Raw genomic sequence first — 19,870 nt, forward strand, 5'->3', positions numbered from 1 at the left:
TAGCAACTATCTGGGCGCATGTTGGGCCTCACCTTCTTCGTTGTCAATAGCAACTACCTGGGCCAGAGAAACGGGACATCGGCCCCGTCGGGTGTCAGATGGCGCGCTGGTTCACACGCCTGGACAGCTCATCAGCACTCTCCTTGCGCTCGCTGTAGCGGTCCACAAGGTACGGACCCAGGTCACGGGTCAGCAGCGTGAACTTGAACAGCTCCTCCATCACATCCACGACGCGGTCGTAGAAGGACGAGGGCTTCATTCGACCGTCCTCGGTGAACTCGCCGAAGGCCTTGGCCACCGACGACTGGTTGGGGATGGTCAGCATGCGCATCCAGCGGCCCAACACGCGCATCTGGTTGACCGCGTTGAAGGACTGCGATCCGCCGGACACCTGCATGACGGCCAGCGTCTTGCCCTGGGTGGGCCGCACCGCGCCCGATGACAGCGGAATCCAGTCGATCTGGGCCTTCATGACGCCGGTCATCGCGCCGTGGCGTTCGGGCGAGGTCCAGACCATGCCTTCCGACCAGGCGGCAAGCTCACGCAGCTCCTGGACCTTGGGGTGGGTGTCGGGTGCGTCGTCAGGCAGCGGCAGGCCGCTGGGGTTGAAGATGCGCACCTCGGCGCCCATGGCCTCCAGCAGGCGGGCGGCCTCAAAGGTCAACAGCCGGCTGTAGGAACGCTCGCGGAGGGACCCGTACAGCATGAGGATGCGCGGCCGATGCTGCGACGGGGCCAGCACGGCCAGCCGCTCCTGGGTGGGCACGTCGAACAGGTCGGCGCGCAGCGCCGGGAAGGTGGCGTCAGCGAACAGGGGCTCAGACATGGCGTGCCTCGCCAGCGGTGGTCGAAGTGGCTGCAGCGGCGGCCGGCGCGGACAGCAGTTGATGGACGCCCACGGCCAGGGCGGCGCCGATCAGCTCAGCGATGACAAAGCCCGGTGCGCTGGTGGGCGCAATGCCGGCGAAGCTGTCGCTGAACATGCGGCCGAACACGGCGGCCGGGTTGGCGAAAGACGTCGATGCAGTGAACCAGTAGGCCGCACCGATGTAGGCGGCGACCATGGCGGCCACGCGGGAGCCGGGCGCGCGCAGGATGACGAGCAGCAGGCCGAAGGTGGCGACGCCCTCTGCGATCCATTGGCCGGTACCGGTGCGCAGCTTGGTGGAGAACTGCACGATGGTCATGTCGAACATGGCGTGCGCGAGCCAAGCACCCAGCATGGCGCCGATGAGCTGGATCGCGATGTAGGGCGCCAGGGCGGCCACCGGCATTTCGCCGCGCCAGGCCATGACGGCGCTGACGGCGGGGTTGAAATGAGCGCCGCTGATGGGGCCGAACACCTCGATGAGGATGTAGAGGCCCCCCACGGTCGCGAGCGTGTTGGCCAACAGCGCGATGGCGACGTTGCCGCCGGACAGGCGCTCGGCCATGACGCCGGAGCCGACTACCACAGCCAGCAGCAGCGCGGTGCCCAGGCCTTCGGCGAGGAACTTGCGGGACAGGCTCATGGTCAGGCCTTCGAGATCTCGACGAGGGCCTGCTGCAGCTCGGCCTTGCTCATCGTGTCCAGCGGCAGCTGCAGCAACTGCAGCATCCGATAGCCGATGGCCTGACGAGTCAGCTCGAAGGCGCGGCGCTTGCCTTCATCGCCACCCTCTGCATTGGACGGATCCGGGTAGCCCCAATGCACCTTCACCGGCTGGCTGTTGCCCCCGAAGAAGACTGGGCACTGCTCGGCCGCGGCGCTGTCGCAGACGGTGATGACGATGGACAGGGGCGGCGCGCCGTCCTGGCTGAACTCGTCCCAGCTCTTGCTGTAGTAGCCCGCGGTGTCGATGCCAGCGTTGTTCAGCGCCTCGACGGCGAAGGGGTTGATGCGCCCACTCGGAGCGCTGCCAGCGCTGTGCGCTTGCACGTCGCGGCTGAGCTTCTTCGCCCAGTGATTGAGCATGCCCTCGCTGAGGACGCTACGGGCAGAGTTATGGGTGCAGAGGATGAGGACGTGGGTGGTCATAGGAGGCTCAGCGGGTGCCGATCTGCTTGATTTCGTGCTGGATGGCCAGCGGCTCCAGCTTGTTGATGGGCAGCGCCAGCAGCAACTCGATGCGCCGCTTGAGGGTGATGGCGACGTCGCGGAAAGCCTGGAGCTTGGTGGCCTCGGTGCCCTCCACGGCCGCGGGATCGGGCACGCCCCAGTGAGCGGTCATGGGTTGGCCAGGCCACACAGGACAGACCTCGCCGGCGGCCGAGTCGCAGACGGTGAAGACGAAGTCCATGATGGGCGAGCCAGCCACGGCGAACTCGTCCCAGCCCTTGCTTCGAAAGCCGTCGGTCGGGATGTGCAGCGATCCCAGTGTCTGCAACGCCAGCGGGTTGACGACGCCGGTCGGGCGGCTGCCGGCCGAGTAGGCCTTGAAGCGCCGCTCGCCCAGGTTGTTCATCAGACCCTCAGCGAGGATGGAGCGCGCCGAGTTGCCGGTGCAGATGAAGAGGACGTTGAAGGTGTTGTCAAGCATGGCGAATTCCGGTCAGCAGTCGCAGGAAACGGCGGTGGAGTCCACGGCGCAAGCTTCGCCCTGGCAGCAGTTTTGGGTGAGGTAGCTCAGCAACCCGTTCATGCGCTCGTAGTTGGCGCGGTAGATCAGGTTGCGGCTGGCACGCTCCTGGGTAACCAGGCCGGCGTTGACCAGTTCCTTCAGGTGGAAGGACAAGGTCGCTGGTGGCGTTCCCAAGGCTTCGTGGATGGCGCCAGGGGTCAGACCCGCATCGCCAACGACCACCAGGGCGCGAAAGACCTGCAGGCGCAGCGGCTGGGCCAGGGCGGCGAGGCCTTTGATGACGTCGTTTTCTTCCATGATTTGATTATTGTCGAATGATGGAAGTTGCGCAAGAACCTTTGGCTGGCTAGCTTGAACTGACGGTCATGCACCTCTCAGACGATGGTCTGAGCGGCCGTCGGCCGAAAGTTGGCGCAGCCTGTTTTCGTCGGCCTGAGAATGGCGCGGTAGCCGCACGAACACTATCCAGGCTCCTAGGGTGATCCTTGGGTCGGGACTGCCGTTCAACCTGGTGCCCGAGCAAAACTTCGCCTCAGACCAGCAGCGCTGCCGGGGCCTTCCAGAGCAAGCGCCGCCTGTGAAGCAGCCACCACGCCGCAGGGATGACGAACATGCTCAGCAGCGGCGCGCTGACCATGGCGCCGACCATGGGTGCGGCGATGCGGGTCATGACCTCGGAGCCGGTGCCGTGGCCAAAGAGCACCGGTAGCAAGCCGGCCATGATCACGGCGACTGTCATTGCTTTGGGGCGCACGCGCTGGACCGCGCCTTCACGAATTGCCGCCAGAAGGGTGTGTTCGTCGTCCTCGGCACCGGCCGCCAGGCGCTGCTCGTAGGCCTGCTTCAGGTAGACCAGCATCACCACTCCGAACTCGGCCGCCACGCCCGACAGCGCGATGAAGCCGACCGCTGTCGCGACCGAGATCGCATGCCCCAACACCCAGATCAGCCAAAAGCCGCCCGCTAGCGAGAACGGCACCTGTCTTATCAGGGATGCCGACGAACAGCACGGCGACGCGACCCTCCGGCACGCTGTTGGCGAAAGCACAAACGGTCTGGCGTAGTTCCGAGTCGCGAGCGCCTTCCACCTTGCGCTCGACGAAGTCGCCTTCGTGGTTGCCAAGCAGCTTGAGCAGGTCTTCCTTGTTCATCGGTCCCCTCTTGGGTTGCGCACTGGCGAATCACGTCGCAGCGACAGCAGCCTCTGCAATCACCAACGGTCGGAGCCCTCCGCGCACTCCTTGATCGATCACTAGCGTGACACGCTGGCCGGGAATCAACAAACGAAACCCAAGGTACTCGGGCAAGTCTCGCCGTGTATGCCGCTGGAAGCCAACCACTTGGACGCGGACGCCGGTGTCCAGGGTCAACAGCGCCATCAGGCAGGGTTGGCGCTTCGACCACACAAGGGCATCCAAGCAGCCACCGAACTGGCCCTCTCCCAGGGACTCCACTACATCGGCTCGATACGAGATGGGCTCAAGCCCCGCATCGAGCGCGTCGGCATACGACATTTCGTTCATGGCGCGAGTGTCAATCTTTCGTGCGCCGCCCACCGGGAACCCGAGATGGGCGCGTCGCTGCAGGTTCGTGAGCCGCGGTTCACCGAGGCCTGTGGCGAGGGTCCTATGGATGCGCCCCGGGGTTGGGTAGTGAAATCGCGGGTGCGGCAGCGGGTGGGCTGCCGGCGATGTCGCTGGCGCAGCTGCCAGCGCCTTCGCAGCTTTTTCGCGGTCCTGATCCCCCGGCGAGCAATGACGGCTGCGGCACCGACGACAAGCGGGGCGCCGCGGTGGACGGCTCACTGCCTATCTCCTATCTGCGCTTGCGTGAGGTGCTGTATGCAATTACAGTATCTTCATGCCCCTTCAATTCGGGGCACTGACCACTAGAGCCACCATGTTCTTGGACCTCAAAGACGTCGACAGCATCATCAACTGGTGGGCAGTCTTTCCCGCCAGGCATGACGGTGCTCTGAAGCAGATGCTGATCCTGCGCTCTCAGTTCGCCGCGACCATCCGGGCAGCTCGGCGCACGATTGCGTCCAGAGAGGACCTGCAGGCCAAGCTGAGTCAGTCGCTGGCGCAAGAAGCTCAGCACCGGGCTCACCAGGAAGAGCGGACGTCGCGCATGAGCTCGGTCGAGATGCTGCGCCGCGAGTTGGTAGCCGCCTGACCTTCACCAGTGGCCAGGGGGCTTGCGGCCGACCAGGGAAAACTCCCTGAGTTGGACGGCGCTTGATCAGCGGTGACGCGCCCGCACATGCTTTTGGAGCCGATGCAGGTGCGGGAGAAGTCGCTGTCGCGCATGGTGTGGCTCTCGGGGTGGCCTCAGATAGAACACTATATATAGTGGTTGAATCGCAATTCGACCCTGCATATAGTGTCATCACTCGCCGGTCGCGAGTGCTAATGAAAGGCATCGATGCCCACGCAGCAGCAGTTCATCGATTTCCTGCGGGAGATCGAGCCCAGCCCCAGCACGACGGCGGTGTGCAGTTCCGCCCACAACACCCTTCGGGCCAACCTCGCAGGCCATGCGACTTACAGCCTGATCCACGACAACACTTTCCTGTCGGGGTCCTATGCGCGTGACACGGCGTTGCGCCCGCGCATGACCAACGGCGTGCTGCGCCGCCCGGATGTGGACATCATCGTCGTCACAAAGCACAAGCGCACCGACACCCCCAGCGATGTCATCAAGAGTCTGCACAGGGCGGTGAAGAGCCTGGGCTACGCCAGCGTCGAATCCAACCGTCGCTCGATCTGCGTCACGCTCACCAGCGTCGAGATGGACGTTGTGCCCATCATCCCTAACCCCTGGCAAACCGGCGGCTGGCTGATCGCGGACAAGAGCACCCAGGAATGGATCCCCACCAATCCCATGGGCCACACTGACTGGGCAATCAAGATCAACAAGAAGGCCAATGGCAACTTCAAGCCGTTGGTCAAGCTGGTGAAGTGGTGGCGCCGCGAAAACCTGCCCAACCTGCGCCGGCCGAAGGGCTTCATCCTCGAGACCATCGTGGCCGAGCTGATGGACTACAAAGAAACCCGCTACGAGGAGCTCTTCGTCAAGCTGCTGGAACGCATCGTGTCGGAATACGCCTGGAACGCCTTGCTCGGCACGGTCCCGAGCCTGGCCGACCCCAGCGTCGAGGGCAACAACGTCTTCTCGCGCGTGCAAGCCGACGAGTTCAAGCGCTTCTACGACATGGCCGAGAAGCACGCCAAGCTCATCCGGCGCGCGCAGAAGGAGCCGGACGCCGACAAGGCGCTCGGCATGTGGCAGCAAGTGTTCGGTGACCGCTTCCGCAAGTCCGCCCCACGCAGCGGCAGCCTGCTGCGCGACGCTGCACCCGCCTCAGCCGCTACCGCCGCGGCCGGCGGCCTGGGCATCGGCTTTCCTGCCCGCGCCGTGACACCGCCCAACAAGCCGCCGGGCTTCGCCTGATGCGACTCCTTGTCGAGCAGACCCAGCGCATGCGCGAAGAGGTGCGCGCGCTGGATGCGCTCGTCGCTGAGCTGAGCATGCTCGACAGCATCCAGTGGGGCATGACGCCGGACCACGACGTCCGCGTCCATTTCGATTTCACGGTGAAAGACAAGGTCTACGCGGCCGAACTCGTCTACCCCGCGCTCTTCCCCGAAGCCCCCGCCTATGTGCGCCCTCGCAACCAGGACGAGGCCTGGAGCACTCATCGCTATCCCGCCACCGGCACGCTGTGCTTGGAATGGGGCCCCGACAACTGGGTTCCAAGCGTCACCGGCGCTGATCTTGTCCGCAGCACCATCCTCTTGCTGGTCTACGAAAAGCTCGGCACGCTGGTGGGGATCCAAGCGCCGTCGCGGCACGACCTGACCCTGGGCCAGCGCATGCGCGGCGAAGTGACGCGCTTCCTGGCCACCTCGGAGCTCACGGCGGCGATCACGGCTTCCCCTCGCACGACCATCCCTCTGGTGACCGCGACGACGGGCCGCCTGGCCACGTTGGTGACCTTGCCGACCAAGGTGGGCGAGGACACGGATCCGCTGCTGGCCGGGCTGCCGCCGGAAATTGGCAGCCCCGATATGACCTGGATCCGCAACGGCTGGGTGGTTAAGGTGGACGAATGGGCCAGCCTTCCCAACCCCTGCTGCACGCCCGCCGCGGCGCGCGACTTCCTGAAAACCAAGGGCGCATGGCCGTGGCCAGACGACGATGACCGCGTGTGGTTCCTCCTGCTGGTCAATGCGCAAGGCGACCTTCGACCGATCGCATTCAGCGCGGGTGAGAGCCCGCACGCCTACGACTACGTTGTGCTGGAGGCCAAGAGCGATCAGCGCGCCCGCCAACCCGAGCGCCATGCGGTGCTAGGGCAGAAGCGCGTCGCCATCGTCGGCTGCGGCTCGCTCGGCAGCAAGGTAGCGCTGTCGCTTGCGCGATCAGGGGTCACCCGCTTCACCCTGGTCGACGACGACGTGCTGATGCCGGGCAACCTGGTACGACACCAGCTGGACTGGCGGTCGGTGGGACACGGCAAGGCCGAGGCGCTCAAGGCGGCGATGCTCTTGGTGTGCCCCGACGCCGAAATCCAGAGCAAGGCCTTCCGGTTTGCCGGCCAGGAGAGTGCTTCACTGAACACGGCCGTGCTAGAGCAGGTCGCGGCATGTGACCTGGTCATTGACGCCACGGCCAACCCGCGGGTGTTCTCGTCGATCGCCGCCATCTGCACGCGCCGCAAGGTCGCCTGCGCCTGGGGCGAGGTGTTCGCCGGCGGCATCGGCGCGCTGATGGCCCGCAGCCTGCCGGGTCACGATGCAGACCCTCTTACGGTTCGGGCGGCCATCCACGACTACCTCGCCCAGCAGCCTGAGGCGCCGTTCAAGCGGGCGCAAGGCTACGAGGCCGAAGAAGATGGGGAAGTTCTGGTGGCCGGTGATGCTGAAGTCAGCCAGCTGGCCGCGTCTATGACGCAGTTCATCGTTGACGGGCTGTGCGGTGCCCCCTATCGCTTCCCGGTTCCGGCTTACCTGATTGGTTTCCAGCAGGCCTGGATCTTCGAAGCTCCCTTCGACACCCACCAGATTGGTTGCCCGGCCCCCGCAAATGCTGAGCCGACGGCGCAGGAGCTCGGTATCGACATCGAGGCGCTCAAGGAGGTCATGTCGAAATTCCAGGCCGCGCCGGCATGATCACGGTCAACGTGCCGTCCGACGTCCAACACACCCTTGTCACCGCGCTGCAGGACGCTGGCACGAATGAGTGTGGTGGCGTGTTGATGGGCGAACACGTAGGGCACAACCACTTCGCTGTGCGACACCTCACCGTCCAAGGCGGCGGCCGGTTCGCCAGCTTCGTGCGCGGTACGCGCTCGGCGTTGCGTGCGCTCGGCCAGTTCTTCAAGCAGTCCGGCCACGACTACACCAGGTTCAATTATCTCGGCGAATGGCACTCGCACCCGAGCTTCTCGGTTCAGCCCAGCGGCACCGACCACCGCTCGATGCTCGACATCGTCACCAACCCGAAGGTCGGCGCCACCTTCGTCGTGCTGCTCATCTTCAAGCTCGGCCGCAATGGCCGCCTGGAGGGCAGCGCGCACACCTATCTACCCGACGGCACGGTCACCGCGTCCACCCTTGTCTTTGAAGGCCCTCTGTGAATTCACCGCTGTTTGAACGCCAGGCCACCGGAGGCGTCGTCGCGCGCGTGGGTTTCGAGTACCAGGATGCCTACCTGTTGGAGAAGATCCCGGAACTCCTGTCCCAGGGCGCCTTCAGCCACGTCGTCAGCGAATGTTTGGGGGATATCGAACTCCGCTACCACCGCCCGAGCGGCGGCACGGTCTGCACGGCCATCGAGGCCAAGCGTGACCAGCTCACCGTCAACGAAGTCTGGGCCGAGGTCGCACGCTTCGTCCAGATGCACGACGCCTCTCCCGACGAATTCGTTCGGTTTGTTCTGGTGTGCGGCGACTACGCCGGCACTTTCTCGCCGCTGTTCAGCAAGCTGGACCGCCTGCGCGGCGTGGCCACCTCCCTGAACCCGGACTCCGCCATCCTGCTGGCGGCCCAGCAGGAAGTCGAGGACGCGATCATCGCCATGGGCCAGACCGCTTCGATCGCGCGCTTCGTGAGGGAGCGGGTGGCCTTCACGCAGTACATCGACAACAACGTCAGCGGCGCATTCTTGGCGGCTCGCAGCCGCCACGTGCCTGTGCTCGATGACATGCGCGGCAAGGAGAACGCTGCCTTCGAGACCCGCTGCAGGACATTGATCGACCAGTCGGTCAAAGGCGTCGTCCATCGGAGCGACCTGGAAGCAGCGCTGGTGCAATGTGCGCCGGACCAGGCCGCAGCGTGGCTGGCCGCTGCCAGCGCGGTTCAGCTTCTGCCGTTCGCGTCGTCGAACATCGAGCAACTCTCGCTCGACGTCGGCAGGTTCAATGGCGATGCCCGTGGCCAGTTGGGTGGCCAGGCCTGGGCAGACCTGCAATCCCAAATCAAGGGCGTGGCCGACTTTTTGCACGCCAGCCGGGCTCGCACCGCGGTGGCTCTGTCGGCAAAGCAGCGGATGTCGCTGGCAGCTACCGTCGGCTACTGCTTTTCGGCAACGCGCGGCTTCACGCTGCAGATGGAACACAACGCCGGTGCCGCCTTCGACACGGCGAAGCACGACCGTGCAGCAGCCGCGTTCTTCACACCGCCGATTGAGATCGCCGGCGTCGGCCAGGAAGGCGTGGTGTCGATCAGCTTCCCCTATCCTGGCCGCGCCGATGTCGCTGCGTCGGCGGTGAACTTTGGCCTAGCCGGCGCGCCACAGCTGCACATCGAGGGTGCAGGCGTCATCGATGGGCTGCCGGCGTTGAATACCGCCGTTCATGAAGCCAAGGCGGCCCTCGTCGCCTTCCGCGCCGCGCATCAACTGCAGCGCATCCATCTCTTCGTGAAGGCGCCGTCCGTCTTCGCGATGGCGCTCGGCCACCGCCTCAACGGCGTCGGCCCGATCCAGTTGTACGACTGGGTGGTCAACGCCTACCAGCCGACGGCGCTCCTGACTCAGTGATAGGCCGCGGCATGGATCAGCCCAGCGAAGCCCCCCTCAGCGAACCGCAGATCGAGATCCCGTCGCTGAAATCGCTTTTCATCGAGGCGTATTTCGACGACCAGCTCCTCGGTTCGACTACTGGCTTTCTCCTGACGAGATCGATGGACACGCCCTGCGTCTTGCTCACCAACCGCCACGTCGTCACCGGCCGACACCAGGTGACCGGAAAGCCGCTGGACAAGAAGCATGGCGCAGTGCCAAACGCCATCGTCATCCACTTCCACAAGGAGGGAACGGCGCTGCGCGAGTGGAAGCAGATTCGCCTGCCTCTGTACCGAAATACTAGTGAGCCCTATTGGATCGAACATCCGCGGCTGGGCGCGGATGCAGACGTGGTTGCGTTGAACCTGTCCTGGGGCAGCGACGTCGCACGGATTCCGTACTACTTGGACGGTGACCTCGACCGGAAGCAAATGGTGCTGTCTCCGGCAGAGCCGGTGAGCGTCATTGGCTTCCCGTTTGGGCTGGCCAGCCACGCGCGCTTCCCGATCTGGGCGACCGGCTTCCTGGCGCAGGATCTGACGTTTATGTCCCCCGAGCGCCCAAAGTTCTTCATCGACTGCAGGAGCCGCCAAGGGCAGTCGGGTTCCCCCGTCATTGCCTTCCGCGTGCAGGGCGCAAGGACGATGCGCGAAGGCAGGCCTGTGGCGAGCCTCGATCCAAATCCAACGTGGGAGTTTCTCGGCATCTACTCCGGCCGGGTCAATGAGGAGTCGGACATCGGCATCGTCTGGCACGTGTCCGTGCTCGGCGAACTGTTCGACGCCGCTATCGCTGACAACGCAGCCCGTCAGGCCGCTGCAGCAACCGCTGCTGGCCAGCCGGACGTGCCTCAGGGCCAACAAGCGGAACGGGCATCCACCTGAGCCGTTGACGGAGAAGTGTCCGGCACGAGGATGTCGTGCGTGACGTTGACCAGCTTCCTGTGGGGTGGGAGCGCTTCGCGGGGACCGAGCACCCGACTACCGGCGCCGGCTGGCCGATCTCATTCCAGATCCCTCCGAGCGGCCGAAGGGACAGCCCGAAGCAGCCTAGCCCTTGGCCGGTTGGAGACTCACGCGCGCCACGGCGCCGGAGAGATCGATCCATAGGCGGCGGCGGCCGGTTTCCTCGTAGATCACACCCACCTCAGCGAGAAGCTCCTCGTAGAGGATGGCGATCTCCATGAAAGGCGTGGCGTCCGGCCACTTGCCATAGCCGCTGGCGGTCCGCTTGAATGCCTCGTGAAATCGCAGGATGTAGGGCCCCAGCCAGTGTTTGGCCAAGGCGTCCTGCGTCTGCGGCAGGTCGTCGGTCGACTTGCCATGACCGTCAAGGTTGCCGAGGTGATAGGCCGCGCGCTTGATCAGCGTGCCATAGGCTCTGAGCACGCCCTGCAGCGCTTGGAACCTGTCGCCATGCCCGGCAAAAGCGCGGACTGCGTCATTGGCCTCAGCCGGACATTGCGCCAGAGCCTCGAGGAAAAGGACCTCGTAGGGTTCCGTCATGTCGGCGCCGGCTGTGGCGCAAATGTGGGTCACGAGGTATTCGTCTATGCAGCCGAGCGCCACGTCCCAGCGGATCTCCTCGACGACGCTGAGGTTGCGGTTCAGGAGGTGCCCGGGAAAACAGCGGTCAAACCGGGCAGTCACTTCGACGTGCGTGCATTCGTGGGCGATCAAATGTGCAGCGTAGTCACTTGGGCGATCCGGCAGGACAAGAGGCGCGACCGCCTGAAGCCCGAGGAAGATGTGTGACCTCAACTGGCCTTCCCTGACCACCATGACCGTCATGCCCATTCCCACGGCGTTGCCGTTGGTGACGGACACAGCGCGCAGGTCGGGATGCCCGCGGTCCAGGTCCTTGATGGCGGCGCCATGGTCGGCCGCGACAGTGACGCCGTCCAGGGTCGAGAGGTCCACCATCCTGCCGATGTGCTCGACCGCGCCGCGCACGGCCTCCGCGACGACCGCCTCGGCCTCCGGTGCGTCGATGCCGTGGGTGTCGACCACCAGCACCTGCGGCATGGAGGTTTCAGGCAGGGCTTGCGCCGACTGCTCGTCGGTGTCGCTCATGCACCCTTCGTCGGATGGCCGGACGGCAGGTACTCGTGCTCCAGCCCAAGAGACAGCAGCAATCCTTGCAGGCTGCCACCGGCGCTATCGTCTTCATCGCTCCAAGACAGGCGCGCCACTATGTGGTCGTCCGTGTCTTCCAGCTTGTCGAAGCTGCGGCCGGCAGCGGCGTTGGTCCAGCGCGCAAGCGCGCTCAGCGCATCCGTGCTCGGCATGTTTTTCGACATGAACCGATTGATGGAATTCTCGTCCGCAAAGAACTTGTAGACGCCTGACGCCATGAGGTGGCTTTCTCGTGAAGGTGCCGAATTGTCGTCGGCACCCGGGCGAACCGCTAAATCGCCGCGGTACGGAACCTTGCGAAAACGTCGTTCCGGTGCGGCTGGAAGAAGTTGCGGTAGCGTGGTGCATGCGCGCATGCGTGACGAAGGCACCGCCGCGCAGCTCCCGGTGGTTGTGAAACCAAGGCTCGGAGTAGCCCGAACAGGGATACGGATAGCGCGGTAGCCATGGTCTCGTCCATGAGCTCGGTCAACATGTACGTCTTGTGCCGGTGCCCCATTTGCCCGACAAGGCGGTCACCTTGTTGTCGGGGTCGGCGACGAGCGTGAGCAGGTGCTGCTTCGTTTGTTGCAGTGACAAGGTTGTTCCTCCAGGGCCGCGCCGCCATTGTGATGGGCCGGCCACTGCAGGCTCAACGACTCGTCGTGTGCGTTCAGCTGCGCCACGGCTGGATAGACTAAGTCATCGAAACCTAATGCATGGCACGCCGAGGGCGGTGCTATGGAGCGCCACGATGCCGAAGGTCAAAGCCGTCACAGCGATGAAGGAGCGTCTGCAGGAAGCGCTTTCGAGCCTAGCCGAGCAGGAAGAGATCATCGACCTGGTGAAGGAGGTCGTCGAAAAGTATGGGCTTGAACCCCGCGACGTGTTCTCTGAGGAAGCACTCGGCTCAGCGATGGAACCTGATCCTGTGGACCCAAGCATCCCGTACTGCGACCGGGCAGGCAACGTCTGGTCCGGCAGGGGACGGCGGCCTCTTTGGCTCAACGAGGCGATCCTGGCTGGCGCCGCTTTAGAGGATTTCAAGAACCCCGCATATTCGGGATAAGTCACTGTCGGTGTTTGAGTTTTGTCGATTTATGTCGACGATTCAAAGAAAACCGACATCACCCCCATCGTCAACGCGCTGGTCAGGCCGCGACCGTCTGACTTAAACCAACGGGCCTCCGCGATTCNAGACTGCAGGGCTGACAGCAATTGCAGTTTGATGTTGGGCTCGCCCTGGCCTACCAGATGTGCCGGACGCAGGAAGTGCACGTCGCTTTGGCCCAGCATCACATTCGAATGACCGTCCTTGCGACGGTGGGTCAGGCTGACGCTCCCGGTGTAGGGCTCAGTAAAAGCCTGGATGACCACCTGGTAGTGCCCCGAGGCCGTATACCCATCCATGAAGCCACCGATGAAGCGGCGGTCGCTGAGGCCACTGACAGCAAGGTGCTGTCCGAAACGGAATATGGCGGACCTCTCGGCTTCGTCGAAGTCAGCGCCCAGCGGACGGCCGTCGTACTGGAGCACCGTGACCGCCCTCAGAGGAAAGTTGGCCGACTCACGGTACTGTGAGAGCACCTTGCCGATGGTCTCGGCGGACACCTGCGTGGCGACGCCATCAGGCGGAACGTCGCCGACGCCCTGTGAGAAGAGGTGGAAGGGACCTTGGACGATGGGCGCCTTGATGTTCAACCAAGGCAGAAAGGCGAGCATCGGCATGCGTGAGGTGCTCCTGAATCAAAACGGAAGAGTTCGGGCAAGCCGCACATACAGCAGCTCGTAGCTCTCGTGAATCTCAGTGATGTGGCCCACGAACTCGTAGGTCAGGATTTCAGTCTCGGCGCTGATTCGGATGGCGAACACCGGCCCGCCGCTCATGCCGCCAATGGACTCGGGCACCGCCTCATGCCCGTGCGTCACCCAGAACTCGCGTTCAAACTGCGACACCAGATGGTCCTCATGGGCTGACGTGACTCGAGATGCGCCGCTGCTGAAGCTTCCGAACGACAGCTCATCAAAAGACGCGGCCTTGCGCAGCGCACCAGGGAATCCACCGAAGGCGACAAAGTCGCCCTCCTTCACTTCGCCCGGAGGCCACTGGCCGACCTCGTAGAAGCATGTGCCATCGAACGGTCCGCCGGGTTTGGCGATTTCCTTTACCTGCGCCTCCGTCAGCCCGATGAGCGCGTAATCCAAGCCTTTGTCCTCGGCCTTCAACTGCGCCACGGGGTTCAGCTCGCAGTTGCCGAGTTGGAAGATGCATTCGCCCTCGGCCAAGCGCTGGCGGTAGCCCTCCAGCACGTGTGAGCAAGTCAGCGCGTACGGCTGCCCGCTGATTCGGATAAGTGAAGCCGTGCCGCTGTTGACCGTCACTGGCTTCCCAGGCTGCGGCCGGGCGCCGAAGTAGGCCGGCATGGCGAACTTGAGCGGGAACTTCTCAAACTCGACGCCAGCGGGACCAGCGGCCAACGCCTTGGCTTCCTCAGGGGTCTTGGGCTTCTCCCACACGTGGCTGCGCCTTACTTGGCCGGCCCTTCAGGACCATCTGCTCCAGATGAGGCGGGCACCCCATCCGCCGCACCTGCTGTTGCCGCCGCGGCGGCCGCCTGCGCCTTGCGCTGCCGGAACTGTTCCAACGCCATCGCGACCATCTTCTCCGGCGCCTGGGGAATGATGTTCATGGGAATGACAACCTCACAAGGCACGGGGTCGACACCGTCGACGCAGAGCTCGACCAACCTGTTCCCAATCACGCTGTGGAAATAGCGCGTGAAGTGTTCGACTTCCGCCTCTGTGACTTCGTTGAACTGCTGAGTCAGCCCACCCTCCTCCAGCAGCGTATGAACCCGCCCGTTTGCGAAATCCACAGCAAAGCGCAGCACCAGGGTCTCGCGCTCGCTGACAGCAAGGAAGAAGACCACGCCGGGCTCATAGGCCTCGGCCGCAAGCTTCATGTTGCGCATGCATTCGGGAGCCTCATCCGGCCACAGGCGTACGGAGACCTTGTTGTTCTCTAGCGGACCAAGCGCGGCAGGGTCGTCCACCTCTTCGCCGGCCTGCAGCCGGGCGAGGGTTTCCGCCGGAAGCAGTGAGTGCCACGGTGTCGTGCGGTCACGCTTCTCGTAGAGTTCCATTTCGTCGGGCACGCCGGCCTCGACCTTGATGTACCGGCTCGCAAGCCCGGCAATGACATCAAGGTCCTCGGCGATGCGGCGGCGGTCTGCTGGAATGTCCGGGTCGACGATGGCCCCATTCAGACTGGCATGGGCCACAGCACAACGACCCGAATCGAACAGGTGCTTGCTGACATCGACACCCTGCCCTTTCAGTTCCACCACCCGCTTCGCGGCGTCGCCATCCAGCAAATCAAGATTGGCGCCAATCCAGGCCACGCGGTCCTTGGAGTTGAACTGCGACTCGACGACCTTGAAGAAGCTCAGGAACGAGTAGGGCTCATGGATATGCCGCAGGCGCCTGCCCTCGCGCATAAAGGCCAAGGCTTTCCGCACCTGGTCGTCTCGGATGACGGGCATGTAGTTGCAGTCAAAGAACTTCGTGCCGTCGAGCGTGGTTGTGAAGGTATCGCGCGAGCCGTATCGCACAGGCCCAGAGCCCCAGACGCTGCCCGTCACGTCGACATGCCCTCCTTTGAACCACCCAAGCACCGACGCGAAAAGATAGGCGCGCGTCTTTGCGACGTCCAGGTCACCGCGGGAACAAGGCGTTGAGATGCAGGGCGACTGGTTTTCTTCGCCGGCCTTCTTGCCGCGCAACACGTATTCGTGGCCGTCGTACAGCACCCAGACATCTTCTTGGGGCCAAGGAATCGACGAGGCCACCCCGACGGTCAGCCAGCCTTGCTTCGACCGGAGCTTCGCCTGCGCGGCGTCCCCGTGAAGATGCGGGACGTAAGGCGTCTGCATCGGTGTGTTGCGCCAGTCAGGCCGCGAGCAATTCCTGCTCGATGACGAAGGTCGCCATGGCTGCCGCCGAGGCCAACGAACGACTGCGTAGCTCGAGCTTGTCGGCCTCAGCCTCCAGCTCCTCGAACGCCTCGCTGACCAGCGCCAGGCCGCGCTCGCTGACCATCGGGTCCTTGTCGTCAGGTCGCTGGAGCAGCAGCTCAAATGAAATCGGTCGGTCCTCGCCGAACCAGCCCGCCGTCACGCCGTCGCGCGCTTGAGCCAGGTCCCAGAGCTTGGCCTTCGACAGCCGCACGGCGCCAGACAACACCGTCGGATGCAGCAACGCGAAGTTGGCTACAAGGTGCTCGCCTGCGAACGCCAAGCGCAGCGGCCTCGCGCCTTCCTTGACCCAGTACTTCCGGTCGAACCGGTCCGAGAAGGTAGGCTTGGCCTCAAGCACGGCTTCTCGAACCAGGCGCTCCAACCGCGAGCCGGACATGCTGGCGCTGCGCTCTTCCCTCGCTTCATCGTCTTGCACGTTCGCCGTGGCGGCCAAGGATGAGTAGCGGCGCAAGTAGTACTCGAGCGCGTAGTCGAGGGACCGGCTGGTGGTGTGCCGCACCGGGCCCACGGCCATGCCGTCGACTGGTGACACCCACGATGCAACGCCTTCGTCGGTCATGCCGTGCTCAGCAACATGAACTTCCAGCGCCTTCAAGGAGTAGACCGCCGCCATTTCGAGCGTGCGGTAAGCATCGCCATACAGGCACCGCAGCCGGCGCAGGCTTGGCACCGGCAAGCTCTTGGTGCGCTCGGCGTCCTTGGCCAGCACCGCTACGCACAGGCGCTCGCCCGAATCAACGACAGGTTCAACATACAGCGGCAGGATGCTCACCGGCTTGAACCACTCGGGGTCCGGAAACTGCAGGGCAATGGGTTTGACTGGAATCATGTGGCGCTCACGTAAGTAGGGAGACGCCAAGCGCGTCGGCCAGGAGACCCGGCACCAGGGCGCGGCGTCGCTCCACGTATAGGATGAGTTGATTCAGCTCTTGTTCGCTGACAAACAGGCCAGCCTCGCTCGCCGCAGCTGCTGCCGAAACGTCGATGGCGTTGGCCGCTGCCTGAAAGCGGTGGCACTCGTCAACGACCTCATGGCGGTGCCGCACATCGACCAACGTGCCGAAATCATTCACCAACCTGTTGGTGGTGACTGCTTCAGGCACAAGGGTGCTGATATCGCGCCGTCCACCCAGCGCAAGGTCATGGTCAATGAGCCAAAGCTTGAGCTGTTTGTCGATTAGCAGGTTGTTGGTATGCCGGTCCTCATTGGCGACCCAGGCGTCGAAGGCGACGATGTCCTTCCACTGCTTCAGCGTGACGAAGAACCACTTGATGAAGTTCGGGTCGTTGACGTTGAAGGACCGAGCCAATGAGCTGGCCGCCAGCGCCGCGGTGCCGAAGCCATAGACCTCATCGAAGGCCAGGCCCAGTTTCTCGAACAGCTCCTCGTGGTCGCGGCGTCGAATCCGCACGACGAACGCCTGCGGTACCGCCAGTTCGAGCCTGGCGGCCAACTCCAGCGCCAGAAGTTCGTTGGCAAAACGACGGCCTTCGAGCAACTTGACGTAGGCCGGCTTCGTCGAGGAGTCCAGCAAATGGACATCCCCAATCAACGTTGAGTTGACGCCAGCGCCTGATTCTTGGCGCTTGAGCTTCGCTCCGGCTGCTAGCAGTGCAATTGACGGCATGCGCAGAGTCCTCCCTGCGCATCAGTGTTACACACGCTAAGGTGGAATGTCATCGTTCTACCGTCGGCGTTTTCGCTGAGCCGAAGTCCGCCCTATAGGCATACGTCAGGTCGCGGACGTCCGGGCTTGCCGACGGACAACAAGCACCTGGTGCCCGTCATCGCGGCGCTCGTTCGTCGGCATGTTCAGCATCCGCGAGAGGCGTGTGTGCCCTTCAATGAGGGTGAAGCCCGGGGCCAGCTTGACCCGGTGTTCGAGCTCTAACTCTTCGCTGTGCGACAGCACCAGGATGGGAGCACCCCAAGTGCCATGCTGCCGAATCTGTTCGGCTGCCCAGTCGCCCTGCCGGCCCACGTGGTACGCGCCATGCGAGTCAGGCCCGACGTCAATGAAGCCATCGTCGTAGGCGCGGATGCGCTTCAAGTCCTGAATAGACCAGCGCTGCAACTCAAACCGCAGGTTCTCCAGCCCGAGGAAAGCCCAACGATGCATGCTTTGATACCCATGCCGGCCAGGCCATTCGAGCAGAGCGTCGGCCGGGAAGTTCGGCAAGAACCCCTGGGCGTACCGGACATACTGGGCCCGCTGCTGCGGCGAGTCGTGATGGGAAAGCTGCCAATACAAGAACTCCCACCGGTCCGCTTCGGGGAGGACGAAGTCCGCACCCACGGCATCTGGCACCTGCGCAAAGCGCGGCATAGCGCCAGCGAGCTCGCAGAGGGCACCGTGCACGCTGGTGACCATCGAGACCAGCTCCCGCTGTCGTTGCTCTGGAAGCATCCGCACAAGCTGCTCAACGGTGCCTTCGTCTCCCACCGGCAGGCTGTCAGGCCAGCTGCAGAACGCGCGCTCAAGGACCGTGGCCCGCACGGCGAGTTCTGGCGGCAGTCCGTCGACTCGCAAGCCGGCCAGCGCCAGTCCTGCGTACGTCAAACGTTGCTGGAAACTCGCCGGAGACGTCAGCGACTCCAACGCTTCGCGCACTGCACTACGAGCGATTTCAAGATTCATCAGTCAGTGTTGTTGGCTGGGATGAATGTGCCCAACAGCTCGGCGGCAAGCGATGTCGGAGGCACTCGGAAAGTTTCGAGCTGCCGGACAAGGTCTAGCACCTGCGCATCGAGTGGCAGGGTCAGCAAGTCCGGCGTGCCGAGGCTGTGCCTCTTGCCATCAACGAACAGGTAGGCCAACCAAAACTTGGGCTCACCAGGCCGGCAGTAGCTGAACACGACCAGCCGCTCCACGCCCTGCCCTACGAGCGTTGGTAGCAGCGGTTCCAACGCCAGGCGTAGTTCGGCGGGCGCCTCGAGGACGATTGGTTCTGGGCTCATGCACTTGCCCGCCAGAATTGCGGGCGTATACTGTTATTTTATACAGTATTTCCCATGAATGCCCCGCTGCTGCCCGAAGTCTTGCTGCGTGCTGAGCCTACCCCTCAGGCTGAGCTTGGCCTGGCCACCGAGGGCGTGCTGCGCTACGTCTGGAACAGCCAATGGGGCGACATGCTCATCGAGGTCGTTGACGGGACGATGTACGTGAACGGCGGCCGGGTTGAGCTGGCCGCGAAGCTCCGTAAGCCGGTTGCTGGAACCAACGAAGAATGACATGAGCGCCGCAGCAGAGCACCCAGCACCTGACGCCGCCACGCGGGTGGCAGCGCTGCGGCGGCAGAGTGACGACCATTGGCGGTTCGCGCTGCAGGCCGACGCGCGAGGCCGCCCTTCCTATTCAGCTGCGAGTTCCGCGTACCAAGCAGGCTATTGCGCACTGCTGACCGCGCTATCGGCAGAAGAGACGAAGTCGCTGGCCGACCACCCCAGCTCGGCTGCAACGTCTTTGGCGGCTGGCCGACTTCAACTAGACCAAGCAGACCATGCGCTTGGCGAGCGAGGCGCGGCTGGGTACTACGCCCCGAGCCCCGCTGTCTTCAGCTCATTCGACGAGTGGTTCACCTGGGCGAGGCGGGTTCGGCAGGCAGCTGGCTGGAGCGAGTGACTTGCCCTAGCTGCGTGGCGGAACAGGGGGACTCACCCGGCGCCGCATCTCTGCCGGATATTCATTGAAGCCAAGCGAGCGGTACAGCTCGCGGCCGGCCTCGGTCGCGCCGAGGTTGAGTTCGCAAACCCCCAGGTCTTCGCAACGCCGCAGCACCTCTTGAAGCAGCGCACGAGCGATGCCTCGCCTGCGCCAGTTCTCCAAGGTGAACACGTTCACGACGCGCGCCATCTGCCCGCCGGGGTTTGCACGCGTCGGACCCCAGTCCAGCAGCACGGCGCCGGCACCGCCCACGACCACGTCGCCGTCAACGGCGAGCACGCCAACATAGCTGCCAGCCTCTATCCGAGGGCGGACCCAAGCAGCGTATGAGGGCCGCCGCGCAGCGTCGTCCGCCCGGTAGCAACCATGCGCTGCCACCACTTCCGCGTCCGTACCAACGGCCGGTCGAAGAGTCCAATTCAACG

At 64.1% G+C, this 19,870-nt stretch carries 23 protein-coding genes and 1 pseudogene; 8 read left to right on the forward strand and 16 right to left on the reverse strand.

The genetic code is table 11. The features are described 5' to 3' along the window. Nucleotides 1–94 precede the first annotated feature (94 nt). From arsH to ASD35_RS18200, 7 genes and pseudogenes are all read right to left on the reverse strand, one after another. The gene (gene arsH / locus ASD35_RS18170) at nt 95–826 is read right to left on the reverse strand and encodes an arsenical resistance protein ArsH (protein ID WP_056876381.1); all 732 of its coding nucleotides are present in this window, start codon (nt 824–826) and stop codon (nt 95–97) included. Next, nucleotides 819–1,511: an MIP/aquaporin family protein gene (locus ASD35_RS18175; protein ID WP_056876382.1), complete on the reverse strand. Its 693-nt coding sequence runs from the start codon at nt 1,509–1,511 to the stop codon at nt 819–821. Before ASD35_RS18175 ends, arsH begins: the two co-directional genes overlap by 8 nt. Nucleotides 1,512–1,513: 2 nt before the next feature. Continuing rightward, nucleotides 1,514–2,017 (reverse strand): arsenate reductase ArsC, encoded by a 504-nt coding sequence (locus ASD35_RS18180; RefSeq protein WP_056876383.1) that lies wholly within the window; start codon nt 2,015–2,017, stop codon nt 1,514–1,516. 7 nt (nt 2,018–2,024) lie between these two features. Next, nucleotides 2,025–2,519: an arsenate reductase ArsC gene (locus tag ASD35_RS18185; protein ID WP_056876384.1), complete on the reverse strand. Its 495-nt coding sequence runs from the start codon at nt 2,517–2,519 to the stop codon at nt 2,025–2,027. A gap of 12 nt (nt 2,520–2,531) precedes the next feature. Continuing rightward, nucleotides 2,532–2,858 carry a helix-turn-helix transcriptional regulator gene (locus ASD35_RS18190; RefSeq protein WP_056876385.1) on the reverse strand — a complete coding sequence of 109 codons (327 nt, stop codon included), beginning with the start codon at nt 2,856–2,858 and terminating at the stop codon, nt 2,532–2,534. 235 nt (nt 2,859–3,093) lie between these two features. Beyond that, nucleotides 3,094–3,552: pseudogene (locus ASD35_RS18195) on the reverse strand (efflux RND transporter permease subunit); the annotation flags it as partial. 190 nt (nt 3,553–3,742) lie between these two features. After that, on the reverse strand, nt 3,743–4,084 hold the full coding sequence (locus ASD35_RS18200) for a hypothetical protein (RefSeq protein WP_056876387.1): 342 nt from the start codon (nt 4,082–4,084) through the stop codon (nt 3,743–3,745). A 376-nt stretch (nt 4,085–4,460) separates the two neighbouring features. Between ASD35_RS18200 and ASD35_RS18205 the strand changes: the two genes are divergently transcribed. The 6 genes from ASD35_RS18205 (at nt 4,461) to ASD35_RS18230 (ending at nt 10,513) form a co-directional block, all read left to right on the forward strand. Beyond that, a complete protein-coding gene (locus ASD35_RS18205; protein ID WP_157275650.1) occupies nt 4,461–4,736 on the forward strand; it encodes a hypothetical protein in 276 nt (91 codons plus the stop codon). Between the two features lie 249 nt (nt 4,737–4,985). Continuing rightward, nucleotides 4,986–6,014, forward strand: a complete 1,029-nt coding sequence (locus ASD35_RS18210; RefSeq protein ID WP_056876389.1) for a nucleotidyltransferase — start codon at nt 4,986–4,988, stop codon at nt 6,012–6,014. Next, nucleotides 6,014–7,735: a ThiF family adenylyltransferase gene (locus ASD35_RS18215; protein WP_056876390.1), complete on the forward strand. Its 1,722-nt coding sequence runs from the start codon at nt 6,014–6,016 to the stop codon at nt 7,733–7,735. The genes ASD35_RS18210 and ASD35_RS18215 overlap by 1 nt, the downstream gene beginning before the upstream one ends. Then, a complete protein-coding gene (locus tag ASD35_RS18220) occupies nt 7,732–8,202 on the forward strand; it encodes a Mov34/MPN/PAD-1 family protein (protein WP_056876391.1) in 471 nt (156 codons plus the stop codon). Before ASD35_RS18215 ends, ASD35_RS18220 begins: the two co-directional genes overlap by 4 nt. Further along, nucleotides 8,199–9,605, forward strand: coding sequence for a dsDNA nuclease domain-containing protein (locus ASD35_RS18225; protein WP_056876392.1), 1,407 nt, complete (start codon nt 8,199–8,201; stop codon nt 9,603–9,605). Before ASD35_RS18220 ends, ASD35_RS18225 begins: the two co-directional genes overlap by 4 nt. Nucleotides 9,606–9,616: 11 nt before the next feature. Continuing rightward, a complete protein-coding gene (locus tag ASD35_RS18230; protein WP_056876393.1) occupies nt 9,617–10,513 on the forward strand; it encodes a serine protease in 897 nt (298 codons plus the stop codon). Between the two features lie 165 nt (nt 10,514–10,678). Here the strand turns inward: ASD35_RS18230 and ASD35_RS18235 are convergent, their stop codons facing one another. Both ASD35_RS18235 and ASD35_RS18240 read right to left on the reverse strand, forming a co-directional pair. Beyond that, entirely contained in the window at nt 10,679–11,701 is a 1,023-nt protein-coding gene (locus ASD35_RS18235) for a hypothetical protein (RefSeq protein ID WP_056876394.1), read from the reverse strand. Continuing rightward, nucleotides 11,698–11,982, reverse strand: a complete 285-nt coding sequence (locus tag ASD35_RS18240; RefSeq protein ID WP_056876395.1) for a hypothetical protein — start codon at nt 11,980–11,982, stop codon at nt 11,698–11,700. The genes ASD35_RS18235 and ASD35_RS18240 overlap by 4 nt, the downstream gene beginning before the upstream one ends. Before the next feature lie 515 nt (nt 11,983–12,497). On the opposite strand from ASD35_RS18240, the gene ASD35_RS18245 reads away from it, so the two are divergent. Further along, on the forward strand, nt 12,498–12,812 hold the full coding sequence (locus ASD35_RS18245; protein WP_162254492.1) for an H-NS family nucleoid-associated regulatory protein: 315 nt from the start codon (nt 12,498–12,500) through the stop codon (nt 12,810–12,812). 677 nt (nt 12,813–13,489) lie between these two features. Here ASD35_RS18245 and ASD35_RS18255 read toward each other — a convergent pair. The 6 genes from ASD35_RS18255 to ASD35_RS18280 form a co-directional block, all read right to left on the reverse strand. Next, nucleotides 13,490–14,260 carry a serine protease gene (locus ASD35_RS18255; protein WP_056876398.1) on the reverse strand — a complete coding sequence of 257 codons (771 nt, stop codon included), beginning with the start codon at nt 14,258–14,260 and terminating at the stop codon, nt 13,490–13,492. Nucleotides 14,261–14,271: 11 nt separating this feature from the next. Beyond that, nucleotides 14,272–15,675: a methylamine utilization protein MauJ gene (gene mauJ, locus ASD35_RS18260; RefSeq protein ID WP_056876399.1), complete on the reverse strand. Its 1,404-nt coding sequence runs from the start codon at nt 15,673–15,675 to the stop codon at nt 14,272–14,274. 16 nt (nt 15,676–15,691) lie between these two features. Then, nucleotides 15,692–16,609, reverse strand: a complete 918-nt coding sequence (locus tag ASD35_RS18265) for a hypothetical protein (protein WP_056876400.1) — start codon at nt 16,607–16,609, stop codon at nt 15,692–15,694. Nucleotides 16,610–16,616: 7 nt separating this feature from the next. Beyond that, on the reverse strand, nt 16,617–17,408 hold the full coding sequence (locus tag ASD35_RS18270) for a HipA family kinase (RefSeq protein ID WP_157275651.1): 792 nt from the start codon (nt 17,406–17,408) through the stop codon (nt 16,617–16,619). A 105-nt stretch (nt 17,409–17,513) separates the two neighbouring features. Beyond that, complete coding sequence (locus ASD35_RS18275; protein WP_056876402.1) at nt 17,514–18,419, reverse strand: hypothetical protein; 906 nt, start codon at nt 18,417–18,419, stop codon at nt 17,514–17,516. Beyond that, complete coding sequence (locus tag ASD35_RS18280; protein ID WP_056876403.1) at nt 18,419–18,739, reverse strand: hypothetical protein; 321 nt, start codon at nt 18,737–18,739, stop codon at nt 18,419–18,421. Before ASD35_RS18280 ends, ASD35_RS18275 begins: the two co-directional genes overlap by 1 nt. A 54-nt stretch (nt 18,740–18,793) precedes the next feature. On the opposite strand from ASD35_RS18280, the gene ASD35_RS18285 reads away from it, so the two are divergent. Then, nucleotides 18,794–19,012: a hypothetical protein gene (locus ASD35_RS18285; RefSeq protein ID WP_056876404.1), complete on the forward strand. Its 219-nt coding sequence runs from the start codon at nt 18,794–18,796 to the stop codon at nt 19,010–19,012. 397 nt (nt 19,013–19,409) lie between these two features. Here ASD35_RS18285 and ASD35_RS27660 read toward each other — a convergent pair whose 3' ends face one another. Next, nucleotides 19,410–19,826, reverse strand: coding sequence for an N-acetyltransferase family protein (locus ASD35_RS27660; protein ID WP_369819237.1), 417 nt, complete (start codon nt 19,824–19,826; stop codon nt 19,410–19,412). Nucleotides 19,827–19,870 lie beyond the last annotated feature (44 nt).

It is taken from the genome of Pelomonas sp. Root1444, assembly GCF_001426885.1.
Classification (GTDB): domain Bacteria; phylum Pseudomonadota; class Gammaproteobacteria; order Burkholderiales; family Burkholderiaceae_C; genus Pelomonas.